Raw genomic sequence first — 23,411 nt, 5'->3', positions numbered from 1 at the left:
CTAGAAGACGGAGCTAAATTGCGCTGGCCTTTGTCACCCGGCGCAAAACCTCGCATTCAATGCTGTGCTGATCAACCTGCTTGCCGGTCGGCCGCACTTCGTAGATGCAATTGAAGTGCTTGAAGGCATGGGGGTGCGTCGCGTAGTCGTGTGCCTCGGCCACGGCTACTAAAAAGGCGTCTGTGCTGCCATTCACGGCTGCAAGTTCGCCCGCATTCTGAAACCAAACCTGCTGAAACCACTTTCCGGTCGCCGGATCCTTCCGCGTGCCTTTCGTCCACGTGACCGGAGCCGTAGCGACGACGGAGCCGTTGCGGCTTACATGCGCCTTCCAGCTCGTTCGGCTGGTGTAGCTGACATCGAAGCCGTCCACATCGTGCGCCATGCTGTCCGTGTCTCCGATCGGGTTGGCTAGAAAGTGTTGCTCGACGTGAGACCAACTCGGCTTAGGCTTGATGCGCACAACCGCTCAGCCCTTCGGATAACAGAAAAGTCGCAGCCAAAATCCGAGAATGGATGGAAGCCATGAACCTGAAATCGCTTCGCAGAACACACTCAGGCGGCATCGTTCACAGTGGGAACGAGGCATGGATGAAGGTGGGCTATGGTCCTGAGCTCACGCCCGCATCGGTCGATTTCAGCGTCCGATTTACAGCCGGAAAGGGTACTGCGGAAGCCGTGATCTGCGTCCAGCCGAAGGATTTTGAACGGGTCGCGCAGGCGATGATGGACGTGGATCCGGCGGCCGCCATCAAAGCGTTTGGTGCAGCCGTGGTTGGCGGCAATCAGTCGGTGCGCAACCACTTTTGCGTGACTAGCCCCCTCCCCTGCCCGCGGTAGCCTCGCCTTATGAGCGATGGCCACGATTCGATTCGCAAAGCCGTTGCAACGCCTCCAGCCCGTGGCCACACAGTCGAGCTCTGGACCGGCCGCCTGCCTTACTGCTTGATCGACGGCGAGACGCTGACGGACGGCAATCTGATGCTCTCGCTCCGCGAGTCGGCTCCATGAGCTCGACGACGGACAAACTGCAGAGCCGAATGGCTATGGCATTCGAACCGTCCGCGCCGATCCGCGGCCTTAAGCTTGCGGCTCTTCGCTCGTATCTCCTCTACTTGCAGGAGATGCGGCACCAGGCCTACCCGTCTGCGATGCCGACGCCGCTACGGCTCGGGCTTGCCATCTTCCAGCTAAGATTCGGCTTGCGATAGAGCGATCAACAGGCGGGTAATGTCGTCGATCTATAAAAATATCGTTACCGCTGACGGCATCTTGACAGCCGCCAGGAACGCAACCGGTCTCTGTGCACCATACGGCCCGCGACACAACTGCAAAACGCCGATCAACGCCGACGGGCGTAGCTTGACCCGCCACGCCGCGCCGTCCGCCGCGGAATGGGCGAAGGGAAACTTCGAGAGTTCGCCCTGCCAGCTTCAAAGCTAGGAATCCAGGGGCCCATTATCAATCTCCGTGTAGCTTGCACTTGCCGGCACTAGAAGCGGAAGTTACAATCCATTGCTTTCATACGATCGTGGGCCGCCAACATGAGAATGCGCGAGAGCTTTTTTTGGGGTGATTTGGATGATTTATTGAAGAGAAGATTCGAGATAGTTATAATAATTGCCTTAATTGTTGCAGTGGCGTTTTATTTGACAATTGTCCACATTCCCATGCTGAAAGTATGCATAACAGTCATTCTTACGACTATCGCCGCTTATCCTTTGCTTATCTATTTTATACACGGATGGAAAAGAAAAGCAGACGATATACTTTCCGCTATCAATAGCGATGCTGCTCAAGCATATTTTGAAGTTTTTCAGAAAAAGAAAGTCGACACAGGAAATGCCAAGCAACTATTTGATGAATTTTACAACAATTGGTACGGAAGGAAGTACCTTGTATTCCCCTCAGCTATATTCATTTTCGTTGCATCCATCAACGCGTATGTGATTGGATCGACTGGCGAAGCAATGCTCCACAAGTACAATGGGATATTGTTAGAAAATCCATATCTCAATGTACCGCTGACAGCTTGCGCTGCCGCAGCTGGTTCCTATGCTTTTGTTTCATGGGACATAATATTGAGGGTCGCGCGCCGGAATTTGTCCGCGTCCGATATTTTAGGTAATACTATTAGGCTTAGCATAGCCATACCTATTGGCTACGCATTTGGATCGCTCGTGAAAGACGAAGTAGGTCCTTTCATATCATTCGCGGTTGGTGCCTTTCCGCTGCAATCAGTTCAAACCGCTTTGCAGCGTCTTTCGAACAAGCAGCTTGGATTAGAAGCTGTGAGCGACATGGCATCCGAAAAAGTAACGCGCCTCTCAGGAGTCGATCAAACTACGGCTGAGCGGATAGGTGATGCTGATATTAACACAATTGCGCAACTAGCATACTGCGATCCGATACAATTGACAATGAGAACGCATCTTCCTTTCGCGTATATCTCTGATATTGTCGGCCAAGCTTTAGTTTGGATTTATATGGGAGATAAGTTGGACAATCTAAGATTGATTGGATTGCGCGGAGCCGTAGAAATCAACTTATTTATAGAGGATTTAGTCGCGGCGAAATTAAATTACCGCCTCAATCCTGAAACTGGGGACATCATCACAAACATTAAAGACGATGATTTCTGCACTTCTGATCTCTCCAGCGCTAAAGCTTGCATCTGCGTGGCAATATTGTGCAGCATCCCAAAAAAACTTGGCATGACACAGGCGGAATTTATCAATACTGCTCGCGAGATTGCCGAAGATCCATATACAAAATTTCTTACACAAACGTGGTGAACGTGCCAATCGCGCTCGGACGTCTCTGTAGCGCGGTAGGCGGAACGAATAAACGAGTGATATGAAGTCGTGGGACGCACGAGATCGTCTTCGATGCCGAAACCCTCAGCATCGATGCGAATGTCGACCGCATCGTCGAAGTTGGCGGAGTCGAGCTGGTGAGCCACGCGCTCATCGGAAGCACCTTCCACCGCTACAGCAACCCGCAGATGGCCGTGCATCTGGACGCATTCGTGGTGCATGGGCTGACAAACGCGTTCCTAACCGATAAGCTGCTGTTTGCCGCGATCGTCCCCGAGTTGCTGGTATTCATCGGCGATGCCGCGCTGGGTCTACCACAGCGCGCCGTCTGACGTCGGCTTCCTCAACGCCGAGTTGACGCGGCTGCCCGCGCCCCGGCCGGCGGCGATCTTCTCGATTTGACCGTGCAACTCGGTGTGATGGACTCGCCCGGCCGGCTGCAATAGGCCGCCGCCATGGCGAAAGAAGCACCGAACGTCGCAGAACTGCGCAAGGCGGCCGAGGTCACCGACCAGGAGATCGACGCCGCGGTCGATGCGGTGCTCGCGGATCTGGCGACCGAAGCCCTACCCCCTCGCGAACGGCTGGACCCTCGACCTCGTCGGGATGCTCCGCACGAACACCCGCGCGGCCGAGGCGCTCACCACCGACATGGCGGCCTGGAAGCGCAACATGGTCCGGACCGCGATCCTTCTGGCGCACCCGGTGGAGGGATGAGCGGCGACACCGATCCCGACCCCACGGCGACCGTCGACCGCCTGATGGAGCGGCTGAGCGGCTTCGTGCAGGGAATTGGGATGAGCGGCGCGGACGCGCGCAACATCATCGCCCGCGTGATCGCATCCGGACCGTCAGCCGGGGACGGCGACCTGATGGCCAAAGCCCGCACCTGGATGCTGATCGCGCTGGGTTAGCGGCATGGACGACGACGCCGACCCGATCGTGGAGGCGGTGACCGCGCCGCGGGCCGCCGGCGTCGCGGCGGTGCCGATCGGCGACGAACTCGACCGCTAACACTGCCGTTCTCTGGTGCCCCAGTCCGGAAGTTCCGAGCCGGCCGATACGGGTGGATTTCTGCCGGTCTGCTTCCGGGTGGGAGTTGATAGAAGCAGATACCACCGTGGCACCCACTCACGACCTGAAACAGCCGAATGTGGCAGTCTATTCCCAGGTTTGGTTACGGGGTCACGAGGTTCCGGCTCTGGATACCGCGCGCCCTCATGTTGAAGCGCCTCCTCATTCTGTGATCAGCATGGTGGCTGCCAAGCTCAATATCTGGGCCACTTGGAAATTAGATTGCACGCAAAATAATCCCATAGACCCGAAGAAAATTGATTGACCAATTACCGATATTGCGCGATCGTTTATTGAAAAGCCGGACCCAGTCTGGCGTTAGGCTGGAGGTTGGTCCGGTGTTCGAAAAGTTTATTTCTTCCGTAGCCGGCGTTGTGACCGGTTACAGCGGGTCGCTCGTTAAGATTGGCTCCTTCGTTCCGGGCGCTATACCAGCGGTCAACCGTATGATTATCGATTATTTTGCGTCGCGAACGCCGGCAAGACCTCATCGGTTCTCCCTGTGGACACCCAGCAAGCCTTACACACCAGTCGTGGCCCGAACGCCTGCGACGCAGCCCAACACCGATACTAAGCCTGATCCTGTCTCGGCTCCGGAGAGCTACACATCCTGGCCAAGTCTCGTGGATCGGACCTTCAGCGGTCGGCATCTCGGCCCGCACGATCCGAAGCAGCGGCCCTACCCGCCCGAGGCCCAGGTCCTTGCGCTGCTGAAGCGCCCCCAGACGCAGGTCGACAGCAAGCGCTCGTCGTTCCTGTTTACCTTCTTTGCGCAGTGGTTCACTGATAGCTTTCTGCGCACTCATCCACTGGATCCAAGGCGCAACACGTCTAACCACGAAATTGACCTGTGCCAGCTCTACGGCCTCGACGAACCGTCGACCTGGGCACTCCGGGACGGGCAGGGCGGTCGGATGAAAGCCCGCAAGGGGCCTGACGGACGCGACCTGCCGCCGCTTCTGTTTAAGAACGGCTCGGTCGATCCCCAGTTCTATGATCCTGACCCGATCCGTGAGACAGGCCTGTCGTACCTCCGGGGAGGCCGCTTGGACGTATGGGTGGAGGCCATCGAGCAATCGTTACCAGGAGCCCTGACCGATCCCATGCGTCAGGCGAACGTCTACGCTCTTGGGCTCGACCGCGGCGGCTCCACCGTGGCCTACTCAGTATTTAACGTCCTGTTTCTGCGTGAGCACAACCGGCTCGCAGGGGAGCTGGCCAAGGCATATCCGAGCTGGGATGACAACCGTCTCTTTGAGACGGCGCGGCTCATCAACATCCGGCAGGTACTCGACATCGTCGTCAACGACTACATCCGCCACATCGGCGGCGTCTTCCCCTTCACCCTCGACAGGACTTTCGCGGAGAGCAAGCGCTGGTACCGGACCAACCGGATCTCCATCGAATTTAACTTGCTCTACCGCTGGCACCCGCTGGTGCCCAACACCTTCCGCTTCCTTGGGGCGGACCTTCCGCACAGCGAGTACCGCTTTAACAACCAGCTCATTGAGACGCACGGCATTGAGGCCATCCTCGACGCCGCCTCGCGCCAGCCCGCGGGTCACATTGGATTGTTTAACTCTCCGAGCTTTCTGGAGAAGGCGGACGCACGTAGTCTCAAATGGTCTCGGGATTTTGGTCTGCGGTCCTTCAACGACTACCGCGAGCGCTTCGAGCTAGGGCGTTACAAGACTATCGATGAATTTGCGGAGAACCAGACAGTCGCAGACGCCTTGAAGGAGGTCTACCGGTCGATGGACGAGGTCGAGTTCATGATCGGCCTCTTTGCGGAAAAGCGCGGAGACGGTGAGACCATGCCGGAGACCCTAACTCGCATGGTCGCCTACGACGCGTTCACCCATATCCTCACGAACCCTGTGCTCGCGAGCGAAGTCCACTGCGCGGATACCTACTCACCCTGGGGATGGAAACACATCCAGAACCATGGAGGATTGATGGACCTAGTCAAGCGAAACTGCGACGAGGCCAAGCTTGATAAAGTTAGCTTCGATCTCTGAGGCGCCGAAACATCTCGGAGGCTCAACTGCCGATGAGCACTAGCCCTCAATCTCGAAGGTGTGTGGACGCGTATTATCTCTAAATGACGCAAATGAACACAAAAACGGCCGCGCCCTGACATCCGCCCGCGCGTGCTGGCGGCGCTGACGTGCGAGCCGTCCACCGCCACCGGGATTGCCGAGCGCGCCGGTATAACCGGCTGGGAGCATGGCACGCACGCTGCCCGCGCGCTGGTGCGCCTGGAGGCTGACGGTCTCGCGGTCAGCGAGTTGCGCCGGAACGTCACCCGGTGGCGCGCCGCGGCCGCCGCTCCCGCCTCTCGATGATCCGCGCCCGATCTCGCAGCGTGACCTCGTGCGTCGGCCATTCCAGGCAGGCTGCATCGAACGCCGCCTTGGCCATCGACAGCGGGTAGATCGTCGCGAGGTGCAGCTCGACGTTGCCGCCGGTCTCGCGCCAGATCTCGACCGTGTAGGGGGTGCCCGGCGGCACCGGCGGGATCTGCTTGGCTGGCGGCGGCAGCGTGATCGCGGCGAGGCAGAGGTGCTCGTACTTCCGCGCGGGCGGCGCCCCTGGCGCGCGCTGGTAACGGCACGAGGCCGTCAGGTGCCGCAGTAGGTCGAGCGTCGAGATGTCGGCCCCGTACCGATCGATCAGGCTGGCGATCGTGTAGCGGCCCGAGCGCTTGCAGGTCGCGCAGTCGACATACACCCGACCCGGCCCCGCATCCCCCAGGCGCCCCATTCTGGTGGCCCTCCGCTCGCGAACGAACACGGAACAAGCCTGAGGCCGGCGCTGCCTTCAAGGTGCCCGCGCCGACGATCTTCGCGCCCGGTGGACGAATGTGAATGGCCGCCGATTCCCTTTGTCAGGCCATCGGTTTGCGGGGGAATCGCGGTTGGATCAGAGCAGGCCGCTCAACCTGGGTGCAGCCGAAATCTTGCTTGCAGCATTGCAGGTCACTTGGCGCTCTCGCTCAGTGAGAGCGTGCGAGCGAATGCCAGTAGCTTTTGGCGGTTCGCGGGTACGTTGAGCCCATGCCAAAGCCGCAGCAGCTCACAAGCATCACGAGCTTCAATCTCCAGAGACTGGTCGCTCAGAAGCGCATCAGGCTGAACGTCAAGTGCAGCTGCGATGCGACTGAGAAGCTCGCCGCTTGGGGCGGGGCCCATAGGTCCTTGATCTGCCTCGCTCATGACCACCAACGTCAGATCCTACGACACGAAGGCGTCGACCAACCCAGCGGTCGAAGGGATGCCCTGCCTGCTCTCATAGGCTCTACCTAGGTGCGATAAACTGCCACACATTAATCACTTAGAAATTGAATCTTAGGGAGCCAGTTCCGTCTGCGCACTGGGGGCGAGCGATGACGGCAGGGGACGATTTCGAGGCAATGGCAGAGGCCTGCATCTCCAACCACGAAGAGATCCTCCGCCACGGCTCGCAAGAGATGCAGACGGCTTCGCGCATGCTGCTCTACGCCCTGGTAGAGGAGATCCACCGACGCGAGCAGGCCATTGCTGCCGTGAACGACGATGAGAGCTAGCGCCCTTTGGCCGCGATCTGCCAGGTCTGACCCGGGGTGCCACTTAAGGGTTTCGAAACCGATCAGACATGAGGCGGCGAACCAAAAGCGGTCTGATCGGTTGGCCGAGCCTTCAGATCAAGCAGGATGCGCAGTGGCTTCGTCGAGATCGCAGCTGGAGACCGTTGGCGATCTTCTTCACGCCGGAATGATCACGCGGTCTCAACTCGATGTCGCGATCGAGGCATTTATCGCCAATCCGAAGATCGGCGCCTTCGAACTTGCCCCCGGCTGCGTCGTCGATCTCACGGCGGCCGTGAAGGCCGATCGGCATGCGACAGCGACCTTCAAAGAGCCGACGGCCAAGGCCGGCAGCCGGCGGGCGGCAATCAGATCCGCGCTCCAAGTCGCTCGCCCGATCTAGGGCAGACGGCACTAGCCCCGTCTCGCTCGGCCTGAGCAGCATCAATCAGCACGGCGAGGCGTGCTCGGACAGGCGCTCGATCTGGTCGCGCCAGGAACTAATTTTGCACGACGTCATCTGCGGTAAATATTACTTGTTTCCAGTCTTTGTCGCGTCTTGTTCTGCATCTACCGGTTTTGGAGTCGGCTTGAGCGAACTAAGACCCTTGCGCATTTGCTCGAGGCTTGGACCTTTCCGGCCAACGGTTTCAATCTTTCCAAACTCAGCCTCCCAGGCTTCTACGGCAGTAGACAGATTTTGCGCAAGATACTTCAACTGTTGCGGCGAAACCCTAACGTGTACAAGCTCTTCCAAAGTGCGGCTGGGCCCAAAATTTCCCATCCTGGCGAAAGCGAGCGTCGCATCGTATGGCGATATCGACAGCGTGGTGCTGTTGCTATAAATATCTTGGAAATTTGGCGACCTGACGAGCTGTTGTTCTGCCATTTTTATATCTCCATTTCTGCGTCTTCAGAGAAGGTGGGGGGCGCGATACTATAGGTCTGATCCGAAAAACTGGAAATTTGAAACCAGACGTCTTTTTCGAAGCCTGTCAAATCGTATTCGATCTGCGCGCTAGAAGAAAATTCTGACAGGTTGACACTTAAAATCGAGCTTTCGAACAGCTTTTGTGTATCGATTCCCGGTATGTATTTAGTTTCAGCAACAAGTTCTTTGCCATTAATAGCAGCTAACAAGTTGCTTATAGTGTCAAGTGTCCAGTTCCCGGGCGAAGAGAGCCATCTCGTTATCTGCTCGGGGCGTCTGCCCAAACGCCTCGCTAACTTCGCCTGAGTCAGCGCATTTTCGATCGACGCTTTTTCAAATTCCATCATCACAGCGTCGTAGACACGGCTTCTGAGGCGTTCTTGCAAATAAACAAGACAAACTTGCGGAATAGTGGCGTCGTCCCGTGGATCAAGACTCGATAACCACGCAGTTGGTAACGTAGTCATGTGCGATCTGACCTATATATGGCTGCAACGTTGCGAATAGACCGCCCCATTCGCGAGAGCATTGAGATTTGTAGTACGCGTATTCCTCGTCTGTTATGCATTCCTCTTTATATGCCCATATAAGTGCTGCAAATTTGTCCTTAGCTAAAAAACGTCCAAAAATCCTAATCCCAGGGCTAGGGTCTCTCGCTCTCATCTCCCAAACTTCTTCATCTCGCCGATCTAACAGTGCAGTATGACCTTCTGCCGACCGTGATGGTGGCCATCGAACTGGGATCCGTAATCCCTCCGTGAAAGTGTCGACGTGGGCTCGAGCTCGTACATGACGGTTCAGCTTCCTGCGATCAGCTGACATTCCATCGAGCATCTCGCGAACGGACGGCGTGGCGTAAACCTCCCGCGCTGCTGGTAGGCTGAGGGAATGTGGGACGGGTGCCAACGCTCCTGTTCTCAAGTGGCCTACCAGAAACTGGCCTATTGACATATAAATCAATCCGGCAGAGCGCAAGATCGCCGGTGGGGAGTTCCCCTCCGTTCGCGACGAGGTTCTTGAGCGAGATGCATCTAGGGATAGGTCGGTGACCGGCAACCACACCTTCTGGGATGGATCAAGCGGTGAGTAGCAAATCTTGGAGACTATGAGACGGTTCGCTGCCGCTCAGCCCCGGCCCGATCTGCTCACGGGGCGGGGGAGCGCCTGATCTCACCAGCGTGTGAGCCGAGCCGATACGCAACTTGGCTCGCGGATAGGATGGCCGGCTGCGGTTACCGGGCCGTGCGGGGTTGGCAGCGCGCGCGTCCCGGGCCGGGATTCCGGGCACGAAAAAGCCCGCGCCGGCTGACCGGGCGGGCTTCTCAGGCTCGGCATCGACAAGGGAGGAATCCCACCAAACCTGCAACTGAGAGTGGGTGAGGAGCAAGGAAAGACAAGCCCCCCATCGGTAGTGACGCTGAAAGCGAGGATTCGACGCCCGCCCTGGCAAATCGAACCGCCTGCCGTTGAAAGCGTTCACGCACCGCAACAACGGAGAGCACGACATGAAGGTGATCTCAGCGACCGTCCTTGGCTTGGCGCTACTCGGCGGAGCCGCTCCGGCCTTCGCACAGCCATACGGCGGGCGCGACTACGGCTACGATCGCGGCGACTACGGACCCCGCGACCGAGGCTACGGAGATCGGGGCTATGGTGATCGGGGCTATGGCGACCGCGACCGCCGCGACTACGATCGGGACTATGACCGAGGCTCGCGGGGCGGGCGTGGCGACTACGCTTTCAACGAGGAGGAGTATCTGCGCTGCAATCCAGACGTGCGCCGAGCGGTCATAGGCCGGGCGATCAAGTCCGGTCTGGAACACTACCGGAAGGTCGGGATGGCCGAAGGCAGGAAGTTGACCTGCAATTAGGGTGCATCTGGAGAATAGTGCCGAATGCGAAAAAGCCCCGCGCGGCGGTGCTGGCGGGGCTGCAATCCAGAGGAGCGTAGGTGCCGCGCCGATAGTGGCGCAGGTCCGAGCGAGGCGGGAGCCCAGATCTGAGGGTCCGACGCGCGACGCTCAAAGCGATCACAGCTCAGATTATAGACCCGGCGCACGGCTCTAGATATGGTTGCGGTTCCGGCCCGGCATGGGCTCCGCAGCCCCAGCCATGTCGCAGCACATCAAACCGCCGCTCAGCCTTCCGTTCGACCCCAACGCCTATTTCGCCAATCTGGAGGCGAAGCGGGATGCCTTCATGGACAGCCGCGACGAGATCGACACGGTCATCGTCGGTTCGTCACATGGCGAGTACGGCTTCGATCCGGATCACCTCGACGGAAGCTTCAACCTCGGCACGGCGAGTCAGGATATCCGGCAGAGCGCGTCCATGTACGCATGGGCGGCGCGTCGGAATCGTCAGTTGCGCCGCGTCATCGTCTTTTACTCGCTGTTCTCCTACGGCTTTGACTGCTCACGGAGCTCCGATCATGCGCGATGCGTCTTCCTGCGCCGGGCGTTCGGTGTTCGGTGGGATGAGGATCTGGACGACCTGCTCTGGTCGATAGACCTGAACGCCCGCTGGCCGCATCAGTCCCTATCGCCGCCGGCCGTGCTCGATCGGGGCTTCATCCGCTCGAACGCCCGTGACTTCTTCTCGGAAGCCCCAGATGCGCTCGCGCGTCGCGTCTCGCGGCACGTCGCCATGAGCGAGGTTCAGCACCAGCGGGCCGACCAGCTCCCGCATCTCGCAGCGATCATCGCCCTCGCGAAGCGCCGAGGGGACGAGGTCGTGGTCGTCGTCCCGCCCATGCGCTCGGACTACCTGGCCGCGCTGCCGCACGGCGCACCGCTGTTCGACAAGCTTCGGGCCCTCTGCGCTCGGGGGCGGGTTCAGCTCGTCGAGGCCTTCGCAGACTCCGCTTTCGCCTGGGAGGATTTCGGGGACCCGGACCACCTCTACCCGGCAGGAGAGGGTCCGAAAAAGCTGGCCGGTCTGGTCCGGGTCCGATTGGCGAGCCGCCGGCCAGCGCGCGTCGGCTACGTCCGGGCGCTGAACCATCTGCGAGAGGCGGCCGGACTGGCGTAGCGCAGGTTCGGGACCGGGCGTGAAAAAACCGCCGCGGCCGGAGCCGGGCGGTTCGAGGTGAATGCCGTGTCGCTCATGTCCAGCCCGTCATTGCGTGCGCCGCCGAGCGTATGCCGGGAAGGGGCCGGCGCGCCAGGGCGGCGGCTTCCGGTCCGGACCCCGCTAGACCTCGAACCAGAAGCTCGCGCCCTCTTCGCACATTCCCTCGTGATGCATGAACTTGATGGGGGCAATGATGTCAGAGATCGGCTTGTAGTAGAACAACATCGCGAGGATGTACTGCTCGTTCCAGAACAGCCGGTCGCAAACCTCAGGGTACTCATACGGCAGATGAATGTCGTGCACGTGCACGATGACGCCGGACTTCAGGAGGGGATAAATCCTGAGGAAGAAGTGCGTCGTGTCGCTGCCGTGGAACAGAAGGTGGCTGCCGTCCAGCATCAGCACGTCGCCATCTTCCAGCGACTGGAAGTAGGACGGGTCAACATCGAGAAGGCCCTCGGGAACCCACTTATCGGCGATCTCGCGGACGCTCGAACGCGGGTTGGGATCGATGCACTCGATCTTGGTGTTCAGCCCGTACTTGCCGATTGCTCGACGTGCGAATTTCGTGCTGTTGCCGCTGCCGATCTCGACATAGCGGGCAGGCTTGCGAGTGGCGAGGATGGTCGTCAAGGCCAGCGCGTCGCCGTAGCTGAAGTAGCCGTTCGGCAGGTATGGGGTCCGGCCGTCAACGTCGCGATCCCGCACGTCGGAGAAATCGGCGAACTGCTTCATGTCGCTGGCGAAGGTCGTGAACTGCCTGCTCTTGCGCTCCATACGCTCGCGCAGCCAGGGATATGGCGATCTATTCAGGTCAGTCTTGACAACATAGTCGCCGTCGAGCGGCACAGCTAGGCCCGGATTTTGGTATCCAGGCATGAGCACCCGCCCATTGGTGTAGTATGGCACCAACGTATGAGCGCCGCTGAACATTTCGATTGTGGGCTGTGGTGTCTTGTCGCTTGCTTGGTTCATTATCGATTGAGCCCGCCCGCCGGCAAATCACAGGGCGGGGGCATTAGCATGCGTTCCGGCAATTAATCAAATATCAGAACGTAATATGTGCGTATTTATACATTCTAATGTCTGAATATACTTCCGGCCGACGTAGCGAAAACTCCAGATAAACCAAGTTGTGGACACGGACTGATCACATCCGCAGCAATCTATACGCATTATTTCCGAATGTTTCCAAGGACACCGGCAACACGCAGTCGCGCGCGGCGCCGGGCGGCATTCTACCACAACCTGGAAGCGATCCGGTTCGCAGCGCATCGACCTTCGGTGAACCATGGGGCGCCCGCGCCAGACCTGCTGCGGTGCCGCCGCGCCACAGAGCAGAGCGCATGAAAAAACCCGCACGGCGGGCGCCGGCGGGGCTGAAGGTGGTCTCTTCGGGGAATGTCGAGGCTTGGTCCACGCGCGGGAGACGGCGCGGTTCCGGTTAGCCGCGCGGCGGCCGCTGCCGGTCCGCGACCCAGCCGCCAAGGATCAGGCCGACCATGAGGGCGACCAGGGCCCAGACGAGGCCGAGGTCCTGCTCGACAGGCGCCCATGTCACGGATGACGGTGCTGGCGTTCAGCGTTCAGGCGATGCTCAATGCGCTGATCCTCGGCGATCTCCTGCAGGAGCTCCGTCTGCTTCTTCGTCTCCTCGCGGATGATCCGGACGCACTCCCTGATGTGGCCGCTGTCCTCGGTGCGGCGGCGCGCCATGTCGCGGAGCTCCCGCAGCATGTCGAGCGTGTCGCGTGGACCGCCAGTGAACGGCACGACCGGCACGTCAGCGATTGTCCCGGAGGCTGGCGCCGGCAGGGCGTCTTTATCGCTGCGGCCGCGGGTGACCATCCACCCGACGAGCCACATGGTGCAGGCTCCGACACACACCTGGAAGAACTGCTGGGTCGCAACGATGTTGGCCAGGAACGTCAGGAACGCATCCATCAACCAACCACCCTCTCCAACTGGTCCAGAGCCTTACCGAGCCGGGTCTTGCGAGACACCCCGTCGAGCGCGGCGATGTAGACGGACAGCGCCTCAAACCCGGCCAGCGTCCCGAACACCGGGATCACGAAGCTCGGCGCGTCCGGCCCCTTGAACGCCTCGAACACCAGCGCGCCCGTGAGCTGCCCCATGATGAAGCAGCCGGCGGCCGCGCAAACGGCGCGGATGTAGGCCCCCTTCAGTCCGACCACGACGTTGTTGATGTGGCCGTTCAGGTAGAGCGCCATGGCACGCAGCACGCCCACGGCGCCGAAGAACAGGGCCATGTTCTCCTCGCTGGCGCCCATCTCGGCGATCGGCTTCAACGCCGCCCGCTCCATCGTGTCGCCCGGCATGATCAGCGTGATGGCGATGAGGACCATCATCGTCGCCATGCACCACTCGAACACGGCAGGGCGACCCGGATGTAGCCCGAGCCGCCCGTGACCTTGATGTCGAGGCGGATGCCGAGGATCTCGCGACCGAACCGGCGGAAGTCCGCGCTGGCGGTGACCGCCGTCGGGGAGCCGGTCTCGCGGGTCACGGTCGGGGTGTAGACGTCCCGGACGTGGTTGACCGTGAAGCCGGTGTTGCCGATCGGGTTGCCCTTGTCGTCGGTGATGTTGATGTCGGCCCCTTCCTCGATCACCGGGGGCTTCTCGCCGCTCTCGTTGTTGTACTTCGTCACGACGTTCCGGGTGCTCCAGCTTGCGCTCGATGATGCCGAACTCCAGCGCATCGACCGCCGGCGCCATGTCCTTGAAGCCCTGGCCCCATGGGACCAGCCGAAGGCCGCTGCCCTTCTCGCCGTCGACGTAGGTGGCGAGCCCGATCCGGTCGAACTCGCGCCTCAGGTCGGCGATGCGCCACCGGTCGTAGGCCAGCCCGAGCACGTTGTAGCGGTCGACGAGGCCGGCGACGTGCAGCGCGATCACCGCCGGATCGATCGAACGGCCGGGCGAGGTCAGCAGCTGGCCGGCCTTCGCCCACTCGGCGTAGCGCATATGCCCGGCACCGAAGTCGCGCCGGCTGTGCTCGGCCAGCAGGTCGGCCGGCTTCCACAGAAACGGGCGGATCCGCGTGCGGTCGCCGGCCGTGCCCATCACCAGCGCCGAGAGGTCTACGATCGCCGACATGTCGAGGGCGAGGTAGACATCCTCGCCGTCTTCGATCTCGGCTGCCCCCGCGCAGGCGGTCCATTCCGCCCGGGTAAGCAGAGACGAGACCGGCGCGACCCGCTGATTGAGGTAGAGGTTGCGGAACTTCGGCTCCTCGGCCGGCATGCGCTGCGCCTTGGCGGCCAGCGTGCGCATGTCGTCCAGAGACCGGAAGTCACCGAGCGCCGGGTTCGCGAGGCGCCACGTCTTCTCGTCGTAGATCTCCGCGTCCGGCGTGTCCTCCGGCACCGCGTACAGGTGGCAGACGATCGTCGGGTCCACGTTGCTCAGCCCGTCGTCGATCAGCTTCGACAGGATGTGCTCTGGGTCGTTGCTCTGCGTGCTGATCGTGACGAACAGCGGCTCGGCCCGGGCACCCATCGAGGTATCGAGGACGTCGTACAGCTCGCGATTCCGCGCCTGGGCGAGCTCGTCGAAGATCACCAGCGATGGGTTCAGGCCGTGCTTCGTGCCGGCCTCGGCCGACATGGCCTTGTAGAAGCTCCCGTTGCCGTAGCAGGCGATATGCTTCGTCGAATCCACGACACGGCACAGGCCGGACAGCTCGGGATCCGCCCGCACGATCTGCGCGGCGACCTTGAACACCTGGGCGGCTTGCTCCCGGTCGTTGGCCGCCGAGTAGATCTCGCCGTTCTGGATCGCCTCCGGGCCCACGAGGTGCACCAGCACCAGCGCGGCGATGAGCGCCGTCTTCCCGTTCTTCCGGGCGATCGACAGGATGGCGCGCCGGACCCGCCGCTTCCCGTCGAGGCCGTGCGGCTCGTAGACGTCCCGGATGAAGCGTTTCTGCCAGGGCCGAAGCTTGAACCGGCCGCCCTGACCCTCACCGCTCGGGACGGTCAGGCATTCAACGAACGCGATGACCCGCGCTGCCCGATCAGGCCGGAGAACTTGCTTGCCGGCTGCTCCGCGGGGAGCTTGAGCGCGGCGCGCGCCTTGGGGTCGAGCCCGAGGCGGTCGCCCGCCGCCATCATGTCGCGCAGCGCGCCGCTCAAGATGTTCAGCCATGGGTTCTTCGCGAGGCTGCCGGCTCCGTTGACCACGGTCCACGGGAACTCGGGGTTGCTGACCTCGTGCGCGGCCCGCTTGTGGACGGTCCAGGCGGTGGCGAAGCCGGAGAGGAGGAAGCTGTCGAGGGCAGCGTAGACCTTCGGCGGCATCGAGCCGCGGATCACCTCGATGCAGGCCTGCGCATCCTCGTGAAGGTGCTCCGGCACGAACACGTCGCCGAGCGCGCTGACGCCCGGGTCGATGAAGGCGCGCTTGCCGGGATTGCCGTCGAGACGATCCTGCTCAGCCAGCTTCTTGCGTGGTCCACGGGCGCCCATGGTCAGAATCCGGATTTTTGCTGGAAACCTGCGGAGTTTCGGGCGGGGCTTCCCATGCGGTTGCTGCTCCCCCACTCCACGACTTTTGACCCGCCCCTACCCGTCGACAGGCCATCCATCCTCGGCGACGACTGGTCTGGCCTTCCCGCCGTTCTCGATCCGCTTCTCATCGCTGTCGTGGCAATCAGAGCATGACGAAGCGAACGGGCCAGACCAGAACAGCACCTCATCTCCTCGGTGCGGCACGACGTGGTGGCACACGGTGGCGGGGGTCAGGACGCCTCGCCCATTGCACCTCTCGCACAGGGGCTGGCGGGTCAGTTGGGCGGCTCTCAGCACCCTCCAACGCTTGAGACCGTACCATGCGCGCCAGGGTTGATCTCTGCGATTGATGCCGCGCACCTTCTTGTTGCCGTCCGTGCCGCGCGGCCCCGCCTGTGGTCCGCCAGTGACACTCTGCTAGCCGAGGATGCCGGTGGAGGGTTCGGGCTCGCATCCGCGCTTTTGCCGCACGGCATGCGTCATCAATGCGGCGATCTTCGACCACAGCCCGTCAGCCCGGAAGCAGTCGTGCCACGTGCGTACCGTCGGGCGTGGCACGAAGTCCGTTGGCAGATAGCACCACGGACAGCCGATCTTCTCCAGAGACAGGCTGCCGTTGACCATCTCCCGGAGGTCCACCTTCAACGAGTCGTAGCCCGACAGAAGCGGGGTGATCGTCGCCCACTGTGCATCCGTCAGGTCGCTCGGGTAGCGAAGCCCCTCGTCTTTGCAGATCTCGCGATCCACCCGTCCACATCGGCCTATCCTAAAGAGGCAAACGCGCGACTGCACCCTCAGGTCAAACAGACTGTAGCAAAAGCGATTTCGCGCTGTCATGTCGTCCTGAAAGCTTATATTATTTGATATACTCATCTCGCGCGCGATGATTCGTTCGGATATTCGGCGTCAACTGGAGCTTATTGCTATGGCGAAAGAGAGCAGAGCTGCCAACGTAAAGAAGAGCAATCCTAGGATTGTAGCAGATGATCCAGCTGTTGCGGAGCCTAAGCCCGGGGATCGGTGCTTCTGTGCGCAGCCTCCCGTTACACCAATTGTTCTGCCGCCCGATATCCGAACTGATCGAGCTTACGCAATTTACTCCAATAACAAGCGGTGGGTCAGCACGACAACGCTCCACTACTGCTTCGTAGAGCGCGCTTCTAATCCGAGTTGGAGTTGGTCCGAGACTGAGAAGGACGTCGTGCGAGACGCCTTCCAAGAGTGGAAACGCGTCGGCATCGGGCTTGACTTCGTCGAGGTCGAACGCCCCGGTGATGCAGAGATCAAGATTGGCAACTACCACAACAACGAGAGCTGGTCGTACGTAGGCACGGACTGCCTGCGCAACGAGGATCTCGGCCGGACAATGAATTTCGGTTGGGATGTGAGAACGCGTTGGGGTCGGGCGACAGCCTTGCACGAGATCGGGCACGCGCTCGGTCTTGAGCACGAGCACCAGAATCCGAACTCCGGTATTGTTTGGAACGAGGAAGAAGTAATTCGAGTTTTCAGCGGCGAACCGAATAACTGGAAACTCCCTGGAATTCAGCACAACATTTTGAACAAATTGCAGGGTATCAGCCTGCGGGGATCGTCATGGCGGCCTCAGTCGATCATGCACTACGAATTTACGGCGGCTATGATCAGGCATCCCGCCCCGTACAATGCGACGGGCATCGCGGCTACGTATAACCTGGACAGCTCCGACAAGACCGTCATCCTCGAGGCCTATCCATCACTCCGGCGGCGCAACATTCAGGTAATGCGCATGGAGGCGCTTCCGGCGGAGATTGGCGCGCAGGCGGCGTTCACGTTCGTGCCTGAGGACACGCGGGTGTACCGCATCCAGACGGTCGGCCAGTCCGACATGCGTGTCGTCGTCTTCGAAGAGCGGGACGGCGAGCCGCGCCATCACATCTCGGAGGACGATTCCGGCGCCGATGCCAACCTGATGATCGAGACCAAGCTGATCGCCGGTCGGCCTTACGTGATCTCGACCCGAACCAACTTCGTAGATTCTCGGGACGGCGTGGGCCTCCTTATCAGCTAGGACTGAGAGGCTGTTTCCGGTCTTCTGCCCACCATCTCCATCTGCCTCGGAGCAAACACAAATTCCAATTGGAGGGGTGGGATGGAGAGCAGACGTGGACGGATCGACATCGGACGCGACATGAGGGGCACCTGAAGGACATGGTGCCGCAGGCGCCCCCCAGACGAGCTCGCCCCGCTTCTGGAGCGGGCAGATCCACCGGGCAGCCCGAATGCCCGGCCAGTGCGATTGGTGCGGGCAGCGAGGGCCGGCATTTCCGGGTCGGCGGTGACCGAGCTTGCGTTCAGCCATCCTAGACGGCGTCTCTACAGCCGAGCGATGCCGAGAGTGGTGCCATTTGCACGGCATGCGCCACCACATTGTCGAGAAAGATCTGGATCAGGAAAGACCAGGATCAGAAGGGCTTCCTTATGCGGAGCGGCGCTGAATTGTCCGCGCATCTTTGGTTGGCTCAGCCATCGCGGCTCGGCGCTCATGCGTTGCCATTGCTGCGGTTCGACAATTGAGCGAATAACTATCGTCCGAGTGTCGCATATATTGCGGAGGGCAATATGTCTGGAGATCGAGAGCAGCGCAGAGAAGAAATTAAGCTCATCCTTGAGTACATTAAAACGGCAATCGCTCTTTCGACGCTAGTTGGTGTTGCATTAGCAGTTTGGCAGTGGAGTTCGCAGAATGAAGCATTGAGATTGGCAAATGATCAGAAACTAGAGGCTGATTGGAAAGATCATCTTCTGTATTTCGTTAAGGAGCCGGATCTGCATCCATATTTCTTCGAAGGCAAGCAGGTCGACGGCTCCGATCCTCTGAAGCGGAGCCGCGTGATAGCGATGGCGGATGTCCGGCTCGAGCTAATTGATAATATATACGGAGTATCGGAAGATATTTGGACCAATACCGAGATCGCAGGTTGGATTTCCGTTTTTCATGATGCGTTTCGGTCAAGCCCAATCATGTGTGAACGAGCAATTGCCAATCAGAAACACTACGACTACATTGTTTCTGATGTACTGAAAGACCAGATCGGACCTGGGAAAATTTGTCCTAAAATCTGAGAATCAATCTCAGCGTGCGATTATTGTTCGACGGGCGGGGCGCCTCAGAGTGGTCGCGCCCGGCTCAGAAAGGGAAACCATGATGGTGGCTCTACCATCAGTACGCCTTGCAGCTTTCAGAAGTCTGCGCTTCTCTCCTGGGGAACAGGAGGCGCACATGGTCGGGACGAGCGTTGAACGACTGAATCTCAGGTGCAAGAGCGAGCGTCACCGCGGATACCGAGTGCGGCACAGGTACAGAATTATCCAGGACGTACAAACAGAAGGGGAGGCGCACGGGCTGGCAGCCCGCCTCATCTTTGAAGAAATTAAGCGAAGCCAGCCAACTACGGGCTTCGGGCCTCGCTGATTAAGTCTGCCCATCGTAATAGGCCGACATCGATGACATTCGATGCCGTGCCCTGTGAGTGCACGGTTCCGGTCTTGCGCTGCCATTGCAGAGAAGCGGTCTGACCCGTCTCCGTCGCGGCACAACGTCGACACCCAAAGGTGGAGTACGGCGGCGACAATAGGCTCGAACGGTTGGAAGATATTACACGAGCGTCACGTCTGCAATCCCTAACTCAACGGGAGATGGTCGACCGAAGATACTGACTGCGACTTTCAAGCGGTCGTTCGGGAGAATGGCTTCGACGATCGCCGGGAACGATGCGAAAGGTCCGACCATCACCACAACGTTGCTGCCGACCTCGACTCCGACAGGCTTGACGATCTCGCCCTCGGCCAAGGCGTTGAAGAACCGCTGTAGGGCTTTGGGATCGAGGCGGGCGACCCGGCGGACCAAGCCGGGGATGTTGCCTTCGTTCTCCGTGTCGACGGCCGTGTACGTGATCGCCTCCGCGACGCCTGGCAGGCCAACGACGGCGTCGAGGTGATCCTGATCCCTCACGCCGACGATGATCGTCTTCACTAGCAGCGGCGTGTGCCGCACGACCCGGCGGCCGCGACGGACCACGATCTCGCTAGTCCGGGGCCGGAAGGCGCGAACGTCCCGCTGGCGGAGCGCGTCGTCGAGGCGCCGCCGGCCCAACGGTCCGAGCAGCGGGGCGGTCTTGATCATGTGCCAGCGCAGGGCCGGGTCGATGAAGCTCGACGCGCCACCGCGCACGGGATCGGCGGCCGACGGCTGATCCGTGGCCCCCTTAGAGGGCTGGGTGCCGAGCGACCGCTGAGCCGCCCTGCGGTCTGCCCGGCGCTGACGACGCTCACGTTCGCGCTGTTTCTTGCCCGGCTTGCTCATGCTTCAACCCGCATCTGCTCGAGGAGGACGTCATTCCAGTCCGTGCCGACACGGTCGGGGAGCTTCACCGTGACGGTGCGATCCTTCCGTGCCAGTCGGTGCGCGAGGGCGTAGGCGGCGGCCTGTCCAACGAAGGCCGCATCCGCGTCGCCGAACACGACGATTTCCGTCGCCTCGGGCGGCGGCACCCACTTGGCGAGCTGAGAGGCGTTCACAGCTGCCCAGACGGGGATGGCGAACAGGGCGGCTGCCGCGAGGGCGGTCTCGATGCCCTCGGCAATCCCCAGCGTGCTGCCGGCGTCGAACAGGCGGACCGCAGAGCCTGGAGCGATCGTCCCGGGCATCAGCCGCCGCGGCGAGGCGACGTCGGCCTTGCGCCCGTCCTGAGACAGGTACGTCCGGTGGATGGTTGTCGGGTAGCCGTCCGGATTTGTCACCATGGCGATCATGGCCGGGTGAAAGGACGGCTCGTCGTCCTGGTAGCGGAGGTGGTCGACCGTCCGGAGGCAGGTCGGGACGGAGGTGAGCCCAACCCGGTTCCGGAGATACCGAGCCACCGGATCACCGGGGCGGACCGGCGAAGCCGAGCGCCACAGCCGGTTCAGGCTGTCCCGGCAGTCCTCCCGCGTCCGACCGGCCTTCACCGTTGCCGGGGGCGCCTCGCCGATGATCGGGTCCAGCCGCTCGGCCAGATCCCTGAAGCTGATGCCCGTGACCTTCATCGCGAGGTCGGCGCCGTCTCCCGCACCGCAGTGATTGCAGATCCAGGTGCCGCGGCCCTCCTTGTCGTCGAACCGGAAGCGGGTCTTGCCCCCGCAGATCGGACACGGCCCCTGCTTCGCGGTCAGGTAGCGCCGATCGACGCCCAGATCCGGCAGGAGGGCCGCCCAGTGCCCGCGAGCCCGTTCAGCGAGCGGCGTGCGCATGCGATCCTCCTCGGCCTTTCACCCAGGCGATCTGGCGGGATTTGATCCACGACAGGATGAACGGGGACGGCTCGACGAGCGGGGCGTTGTGGTACCGGTCCGGCCACACGCCGGTCAGCTCGCGGAACTTGTTGGCCGCCCACCCGTCCTTGTAGCCGCGCCGCTTGGCGTAGTGCTTCAGCTGACCGAACAGCGATTCCTTCTCGACCGTGCCGGCTCTGGCCCGGGCCGGGGTCATCTCGACGAGGTCGCCGTCCTCGCACTCGATCTCGGTCTGCTTCTCCGGCTTGAACCCGCAGGATGGGCACTTCGGCACCTTGGCGGGCTTCAGGTACTTGCAGGACGGGCATTCCTTCGGGAGTGCCTCGGTGCGCTGCTTGCGCTCCTGCTTCTGCCGCTGGCGGCCATCGTCCAGGGCATCGTGGCGGATGTCCGTGACGAAGCCGAGCCGCAGGTGTGTGTCGGAGTGGTCGAGCACCAAGCAATCGGCCTTGCCCGGCGCCGTCCTGAGGCCGCGGCCGATGATCTGGACGAACAGCATCTCGGACTTCGTCGGCCGAGCGAGGATGATGCACCGGACGTCCAGATCCACGCCGGTGGTCAGGCACCCGACCGAGGCGATCACCTGCAGCTCGCCGGCCGTGAACTGCCGGAACAGTGCCTCCCGCTCCGGCGGCTTGGTGTAGGCGTCGATGTACCCGCAGCGGACGTCCGAGGCCTCGAACTGGGCCTGGATGTTCTTGGCGTGGGCTCGGTCGACCGCGAAGGCGAACGTCGGACGGCGCTCACCGTGCTTGAGCCACGTCTCGACGACGTCGGCGACCAGCGCGGGCTTGTTCATTGCCTCGCCGAGGTCACCCTCGTGGTAGTCGCCGGCCACGGTACGGACACCCGACAGGTCGGGGTGCGAGGGAGCGTAGACCCGGAACGGCGACAGGTAGCCGGCCTCGATCAGCTCGGCCGTGGTGGTGACCTGCACGAGGTCGTCGTAGAACTTCCCCAGTCCCTTGGTCCACGGCGTGGCCGACAGGCCGACGAACGGCACCGACGCCCAGTCCGGGGCCTTCATCCAGAGCCCGAGCATCTCGAACCAGCGGTGGGCCTCGTCGATCACGACGATGTCGAACCGGGGGATGGCACGGCGCTGCAGCGTTTGGATCGAGGCGACCTGCACGGGCCGGGTCGCGTCCGTCTTCGGGTGGCTGGCCTGGATCACGCCGACATCGGTGATCCCCTCGGCCCAGAACGACCGCACGGTCTGGTCGATCAGCGACAGGGCCGGGACCACGAACAGCACCCGGTTGCCCTTGGCTAGGGCGCCCTTCACGATCGCGGCGGCGACGACGGTCTTGCCGAACCCAGTGGGCGCCTGGAGCATCGGCCGGCGGTGCCCGGTCGAGAGCGACTGCCGAAGCCGCTCGATGATCCGGATCTGGTGGGGGCGAAGCTCCCGGCTCATCGGGCGCCCTCACTGGCGAGTTGGCGGTCAAGCCAAGCGTCGCTGTCCAAGCCGCGGTCAGAGGGTGGGGGGCCGAATGCGTCATCCCCGAACGGGTCGAGCGGGCCAGGGGCGGGCGTGTCGTGCCCGTGCAGTGGTTCCTCCTGAAACCTCTCATCACGGCTAGGTCTATAGTTCTTGGTAGTTCTTGGTAGGTTCTTTCCCCGGCACGTGGTGCCGCTAACCCTACCGTGAGATGCCGCTAACCTTACCTTAATATGCCGGTAACTCCCCCCTCCCTTACCGGCATCATCTGCCGGAATGGCGGGGACTTCGGGGGCCTGCTCGGCGGCCGTCAGATCGAAGTCCCGATCCATGGTCAGGGCGAACAGGTCGGAGGCTCGGCCACCGAATCCGTTGCCCCGGTGCTGGCGGGTGATCGCCCCGGCGGCCGTCAGCTCGGCGAGGACGAGGCGGACCGTGCGGACCGCCAGTCCCGTCTCGGCGGCCAGGGTCGCCTGTGAGGGCCAGCACTGGCCCTGCTTATCGGCGAAGTCGGCCAGGGCCGTCAGGACGACCCGGCAGGTGGTACGGACGCGCTGGCGCTTGGCCCATTTGGCGGCTGCGACGCTCATCGGCCGGCCTCCTGCGAGGAGGACGCGACGAGGTCGTCGGCGGCTCGGTAGGCGTGCTCCGCAGCCGTCGGGTAGCCT

Annotated in this window: 25 protein-coding genes and 1 pseudogene; 13 read left to right on the top strand and 13 right to left on the bottom strand. The window is 61.5% G+C overall.

Annotation, left to right across the window (positions count from 1 at the left end):
- Window positions 1-13: 13 nt before the first annotated feature.
- Window positions 14-385 (bottom strand): hypothetical protein, encoded by a 372-nt coding sequence (locus tag ACQKQD_RS03665; RefSeq protein ID WP_427507510.1) that lies wholly within the window; start codon window positions 383-385, stop codon window positions 14-16.
- Between the two features lie 131 nt (window positions 386-516).
- Between ACQKQD_RS03665 and ACQKQD_RS03660 the strand changes: the two genes are divergently transcribed.
- From ACQKQD_RS03660 to ACQKQD_RS03630, 7 genes are all read left to right on the top strand, one after another.
- On the top strand, window positions 517-840 hold the full coding sequence (locus ACQKQD_RS03660) for a hypothetical protein (RefSeq protein ID WP_427507509.1): 324 nt from the start codon (window positions 517-519) through the stop codon (window positions 838-840).
- Window positions 841-1,544: 704 nt separating this feature from the next.
- Complete coding sequence (locus tag ACQKQD_RS03655; protein ID WP_427507508.1) at window positions 1,545-2,795, top strand: hypothetical protein; 1,251 nt, start codon at window positions 1,545-1,547, stop codon at window positions 2,793-2,795.
- 83 nt (window positions 2,796-2,878) lie between these two features.
- Window positions 2,879-3,148, top strand: coding sequence for an exonuclease domain-containing protein (locus ACQKQD_RS03650; protein ID WP_427507764.1), 270 nt, complete (start codon window positions 2,879-2,881; stop codon window positions 3,146-3,148).
- A 202-nt stretch (window positions 3,149-3,350) separates the two neighbouring features.
- The gene (locus ACQKQD_RS03645; RefSeq protein WP_427507507.1) at window positions 3,351-3,533 is read left to right on the top strand and encodes a hypothetical protein; all 183 of its coding nucleotides are present in this window, start codon (window positions 3,351-3,353) and stop codon (window positions 3,531-3,533) included.
- On the top strand, window positions 3,530-3,730 hold the full coding sequence (locus tag ACQKQD_RS03640) for a hypothetical protein (protein WP_427507506.1): 201 nt from the start codon (window positions 3,530-3,532) through the stop codon (window positions 3,728-3,730). The genes ACQKQD_RS03645 and ACQKQD_RS03640 overlap by 4 nt, the downstream gene beginning before the upstream one ends.
- A 206-nt stretch (window positions 3,731-3,936) precedes the next feature.
- Entirely contained in the window at window positions 3,937-4,155 is a 219-nt protein-coding gene (locus ACQKQD_RS03635; protein ID WP_427507505.1) for a hypothetical protein, read from the top strand.
- 358 nt (window positions 4,156-4,513) lie between these two features.
- Window positions 4,514-5,908: a peroxidase family protein gene (locus ACQKQD_RS03630; protein WP_427507504.1), complete on the top strand. Its 1,395-nt coding sequence runs from the start codon at window positions 4,514-4,516 to the stop codon at window positions 5,906-5,908.
- Between the two features lie 283 nt (window positions 5,909-6,191).
- Here the strand turns inward: ACQKQD_RS03630 and ACQKQD_RS03625 are convergent, their stop codons facing one another.
- Window positions 6,192-6,653 carry a hypothetical protein gene (locus ACQKQD_RS03625; RefSeq protein ID WP_427507503.1) on the bottom strand — a complete coding sequence of 154 codons (462 nt, stop codon included), beginning with the start codon at window positions 6,651-6,653 and terminating at the stop codon, window positions 6,192-6,194.
- A 622-nt stretch (window positions 6,654-7,275) separates the two neighbouring features.
- Between ACQKQD_RS03625 and ACQKQD_RS03620 the strand changes: the two genes are divergently transcribed.
- Both ACQKQD_RS03620 and ACQKQD_RS03615 read left to right on the top strand, forming a co-directional pair.
- On the top strand, window positions 7,276-7,455 hold the full coding sequence (locus ACQKQD_RS03620) for a hypothetical protein (protein ID WP_427507502.1): 180 nt from the start codon (window positions 7,276-7,278) through the stop codon (window positions 7,453-7,455).
- A 133-nt stretch (window positions 7,456-7,588) separates the two neighbouring features.
- Complete coding sequence (locus ACQKQD_RS03615; RefSeq protein WP_427507501.1) at window positions 7,589-7,858, top strand: hypothetical protein; 270 nt, start codon at window positions 7,589-7,591, stop codon at window positions 7,856-7,858.
- 129 nt (window positions 7,859-7,987) lie between these two features.
- On the opposite strand, the gene ACQKQD_RS03610 is transcribed toward ACQKQD_RS03615, so the two are convergent.
- Both ACQKQD_RS03610 and ACQKQD_RS03605 read right to left on the bottom strand, forming a co-directional pair.
- A complete protein-coding gene (locus ACQKQD_RS03610) occupies window positions 7,988-8,344 on the bottom strand; it encodes a DUF3467 domain-containing protein (protein ID WP_427507500.1) in 357 nt (118 codons plus the stop codon).
- A gap of 2 nt (window positions 8,345-8,346) precedes the next feature.
- Complete coding sequence (locus tag ACQKQD_RS03605; RefSeq protein ID WP_427507499.1) at window positions 8,347-8,853, bottom strand: helix-turn-helix domain-containing protein; 507 nt, start codon at window positions 8,851-8,853, stop codon at window positions 8,347-8,349.
- A gap of 1,038 nt (window positions 8,854-9,891) precedes the next feature.
- Here ACQKQD_RS03605 and ACQKQD_RS03600 point away from each other — a divergent pair.
- Both ACQKQD_RS03600 and ACQKQD_RS03595 read left to right on the top strand, forming a co-directional pair.
- On the top strand, window positions 9,892-10,257 hold the full coding sequence (locus ACQKQD_RS03600; protein WP_427507498.1) for a hypothetical protein: 366 nt from the start codon (window positions 9,892-9,894) through the stop codon (window positions 10,255-10,257).
- Between the two features lie 241 nt (window positions 10,258-10,498).
- Complete coding sequence (locus ACQKQD_RS03595; RefSeq protein ID WP_427507497.1) at window positions 10,499-11,416, top strand: hypothetical protein; 918 nt, start codon at window positions 10,499-10,501, stop codon at window positions 11,414-11,416.
- A gap of 162 nt (window positions 11,417-11,578) precedes the next feature.
- Here ACQKQD_RS03595 and ACQKQD_RS03590 read toward each other — a convergent pair whose 3' ends face one another.
- From ACQKQD_RS03590 to ACQKQD_RS03570, 5 genes and pseudogenes are all read right to left on the bottom strand, one after another.
- Window positions 11,579-12,433, bottom strand: a complete 855-nt coding sequence (locus tag ACQKQD_RS03590; RefSeq protein WP_427507496.1) for a class I SAM-dependent methyltransferase — start codon at window positions 12,431-12,433, stop codon at window positions 11,579-11,581.
- A gap of 582 nt (window positions 12,434-13,015) precedes the next feature.
- The gene (locus ACQKQD_RS03585) at window positions 13,016-13,402 is read right to left on the bottom strand and encodes a hypothetical protein (RefSeq protein ID WP_427507495.1); all 387 of its coding nucleotides are present in this window, start codon (window positions 13,400-13,402) and stop codon (window positions 13,016-13,018) included.
- Window positions 13,402-15,462, bottom strand: coding sequence for a terminase large subunit domain-containing protein (locus tag ACQKQD_RS03580; protein WP_427507763.1), 2,061 nt, complete (start codon window positions 15,460-15,462; stop codon window positions 13,402-13,404). Before ACQKQD_RS03580 ends, ACQKQD_RS03585 begins: the two co-directional genes overlap by 1 nt.
- Complete coding sequence (locus tag ACQKQD_RS03575) at window positions 15,459-16,022, bottom strand: P27 family phage terminase small subunit (RefSeq protein ID WP_427507494.1); 564 nt, start codon at window positions 16,020-16,022, stop codon at window positions 15,459-15,461. The genes ACQKQD_RS03580 and ACQKQD_RS03575 overlap by 4 nt, the downstream gene beginning before the upstream one ends.
- A 309-nt stretch (window positions 16,023-16,331) precedes the next feature.
- Window positions 16,332-16,746, bottom strand: a pseudogene (locus tag ACQKQD_RS03570) (transposase); the annotation flags it as partial.
- Between the two features lie 126 nt (window positions 16,747-16,872).
- Here ACQKQD_RS03570 and ACQKQD_RS03565 point away from each other — a divergent pair.
- Window positions 16,873-18,039: a matrixin family metalloprotease gene (locus tag ACQKQD_RS03565; RefSeq protein WP_427507493.1), complete on the top strand. Its 1,167-nt coding sequence runs from the start codon at window positions 16,873-16,875 to the stop codon at window positions 18,037-18,039.
- A 551-nt stretch (window positions 18,040-18,590) separates the two neighbouring features.
- Window positions 18,591-19,094: a hypothetical protein gene (locus ACQKQD_RS03560; protein ID WP_427507492.1), complete on the top strand. Its 504-nt coding sequence runs from the start codon at window positions 18,591-18,593 to the stop codon at window positions 19,092-19,094.
- A gap of 532 nt (window positions 19,095-19,626) precedes the next feature.
- Here ACQKQD_RS03560 and ACQKQD_RS03555 read toward each other — a convergent pair.
- The 4 genes from ACQKQD_RS03555 to ACQKQD_RS03540 are packed head-to-tail and all read right to left on the bottom strand — an operon-like array spanning window position 19,627 to window position 23,333.
- Entirely contained in the window at window positions 19,627-20,334 is a 708-nt protein-coding gene (locus ACQKQD_RS03555; protein ID WP_427507491.1) for a hypothetical protein, read from the bottom strand.
- The gene (locus tag ACQKQD_RS03550; RefSeq protein ID WP_427507490.1) at window positions 20,331-21,260 is read right to left on the bottom strand and encodes a DUF7146 domain-containing protein; all 930 of its coding nucleotides are present in this window, start codon (window positions 21,258-21,260) and stop codon (window positions 20,331-20,333) included. Before ACQKQD_RS03550 ends, ACQKQD_RS03555 begins: the two co-directional genes overlap by 4 nt.
- Complete coding sequence (locus tag ACQKQD_RS03545; RefSeq protein WP_427507489.1) at window positions 21,241-22,719, bottom strand: DEAD/DEAH box helicase; 1,479 nt, start codon at window positions 22,717-22,719, stop codon at window positions 21,241-21,243. The genes ACQKQD_RS03550 and ACQKQD_RS03545 overlap by 20 nt, the downstream gene beginning before the upstream one ends.
- Window positions 22,716-23,333, bottom strand: coding sequence for a helix-turn-helix domain-containing protein (locus ACQKQD_RS03540; protein WP_427507488.1), 618 nt, complete (start codon window positions 23,331-23,333; stop codon window positions 22,716-22,718). Before ACQKQD_RS03540 ends, ACQKQD_RS03545 begins: the two co-directional genes overlap by 4 nt.
- Window positions 23,334-23,411: the final 78 nt, after the last annotated feature.

It is taken from the genome of Methylobacterium sp. NPDC080182, assembly GCF_050281105.1.
Classification (GTDB): Bacteria; Pseudomonadota; Alphaproteobacteria; order Rhizobiales; family Beijerinckiaceae; genus Methylobacterium.
Note: the sequence above shows the minus strand (reverse complement) of the source record. Positions and strands in the feature narration are given on the sequence as shown.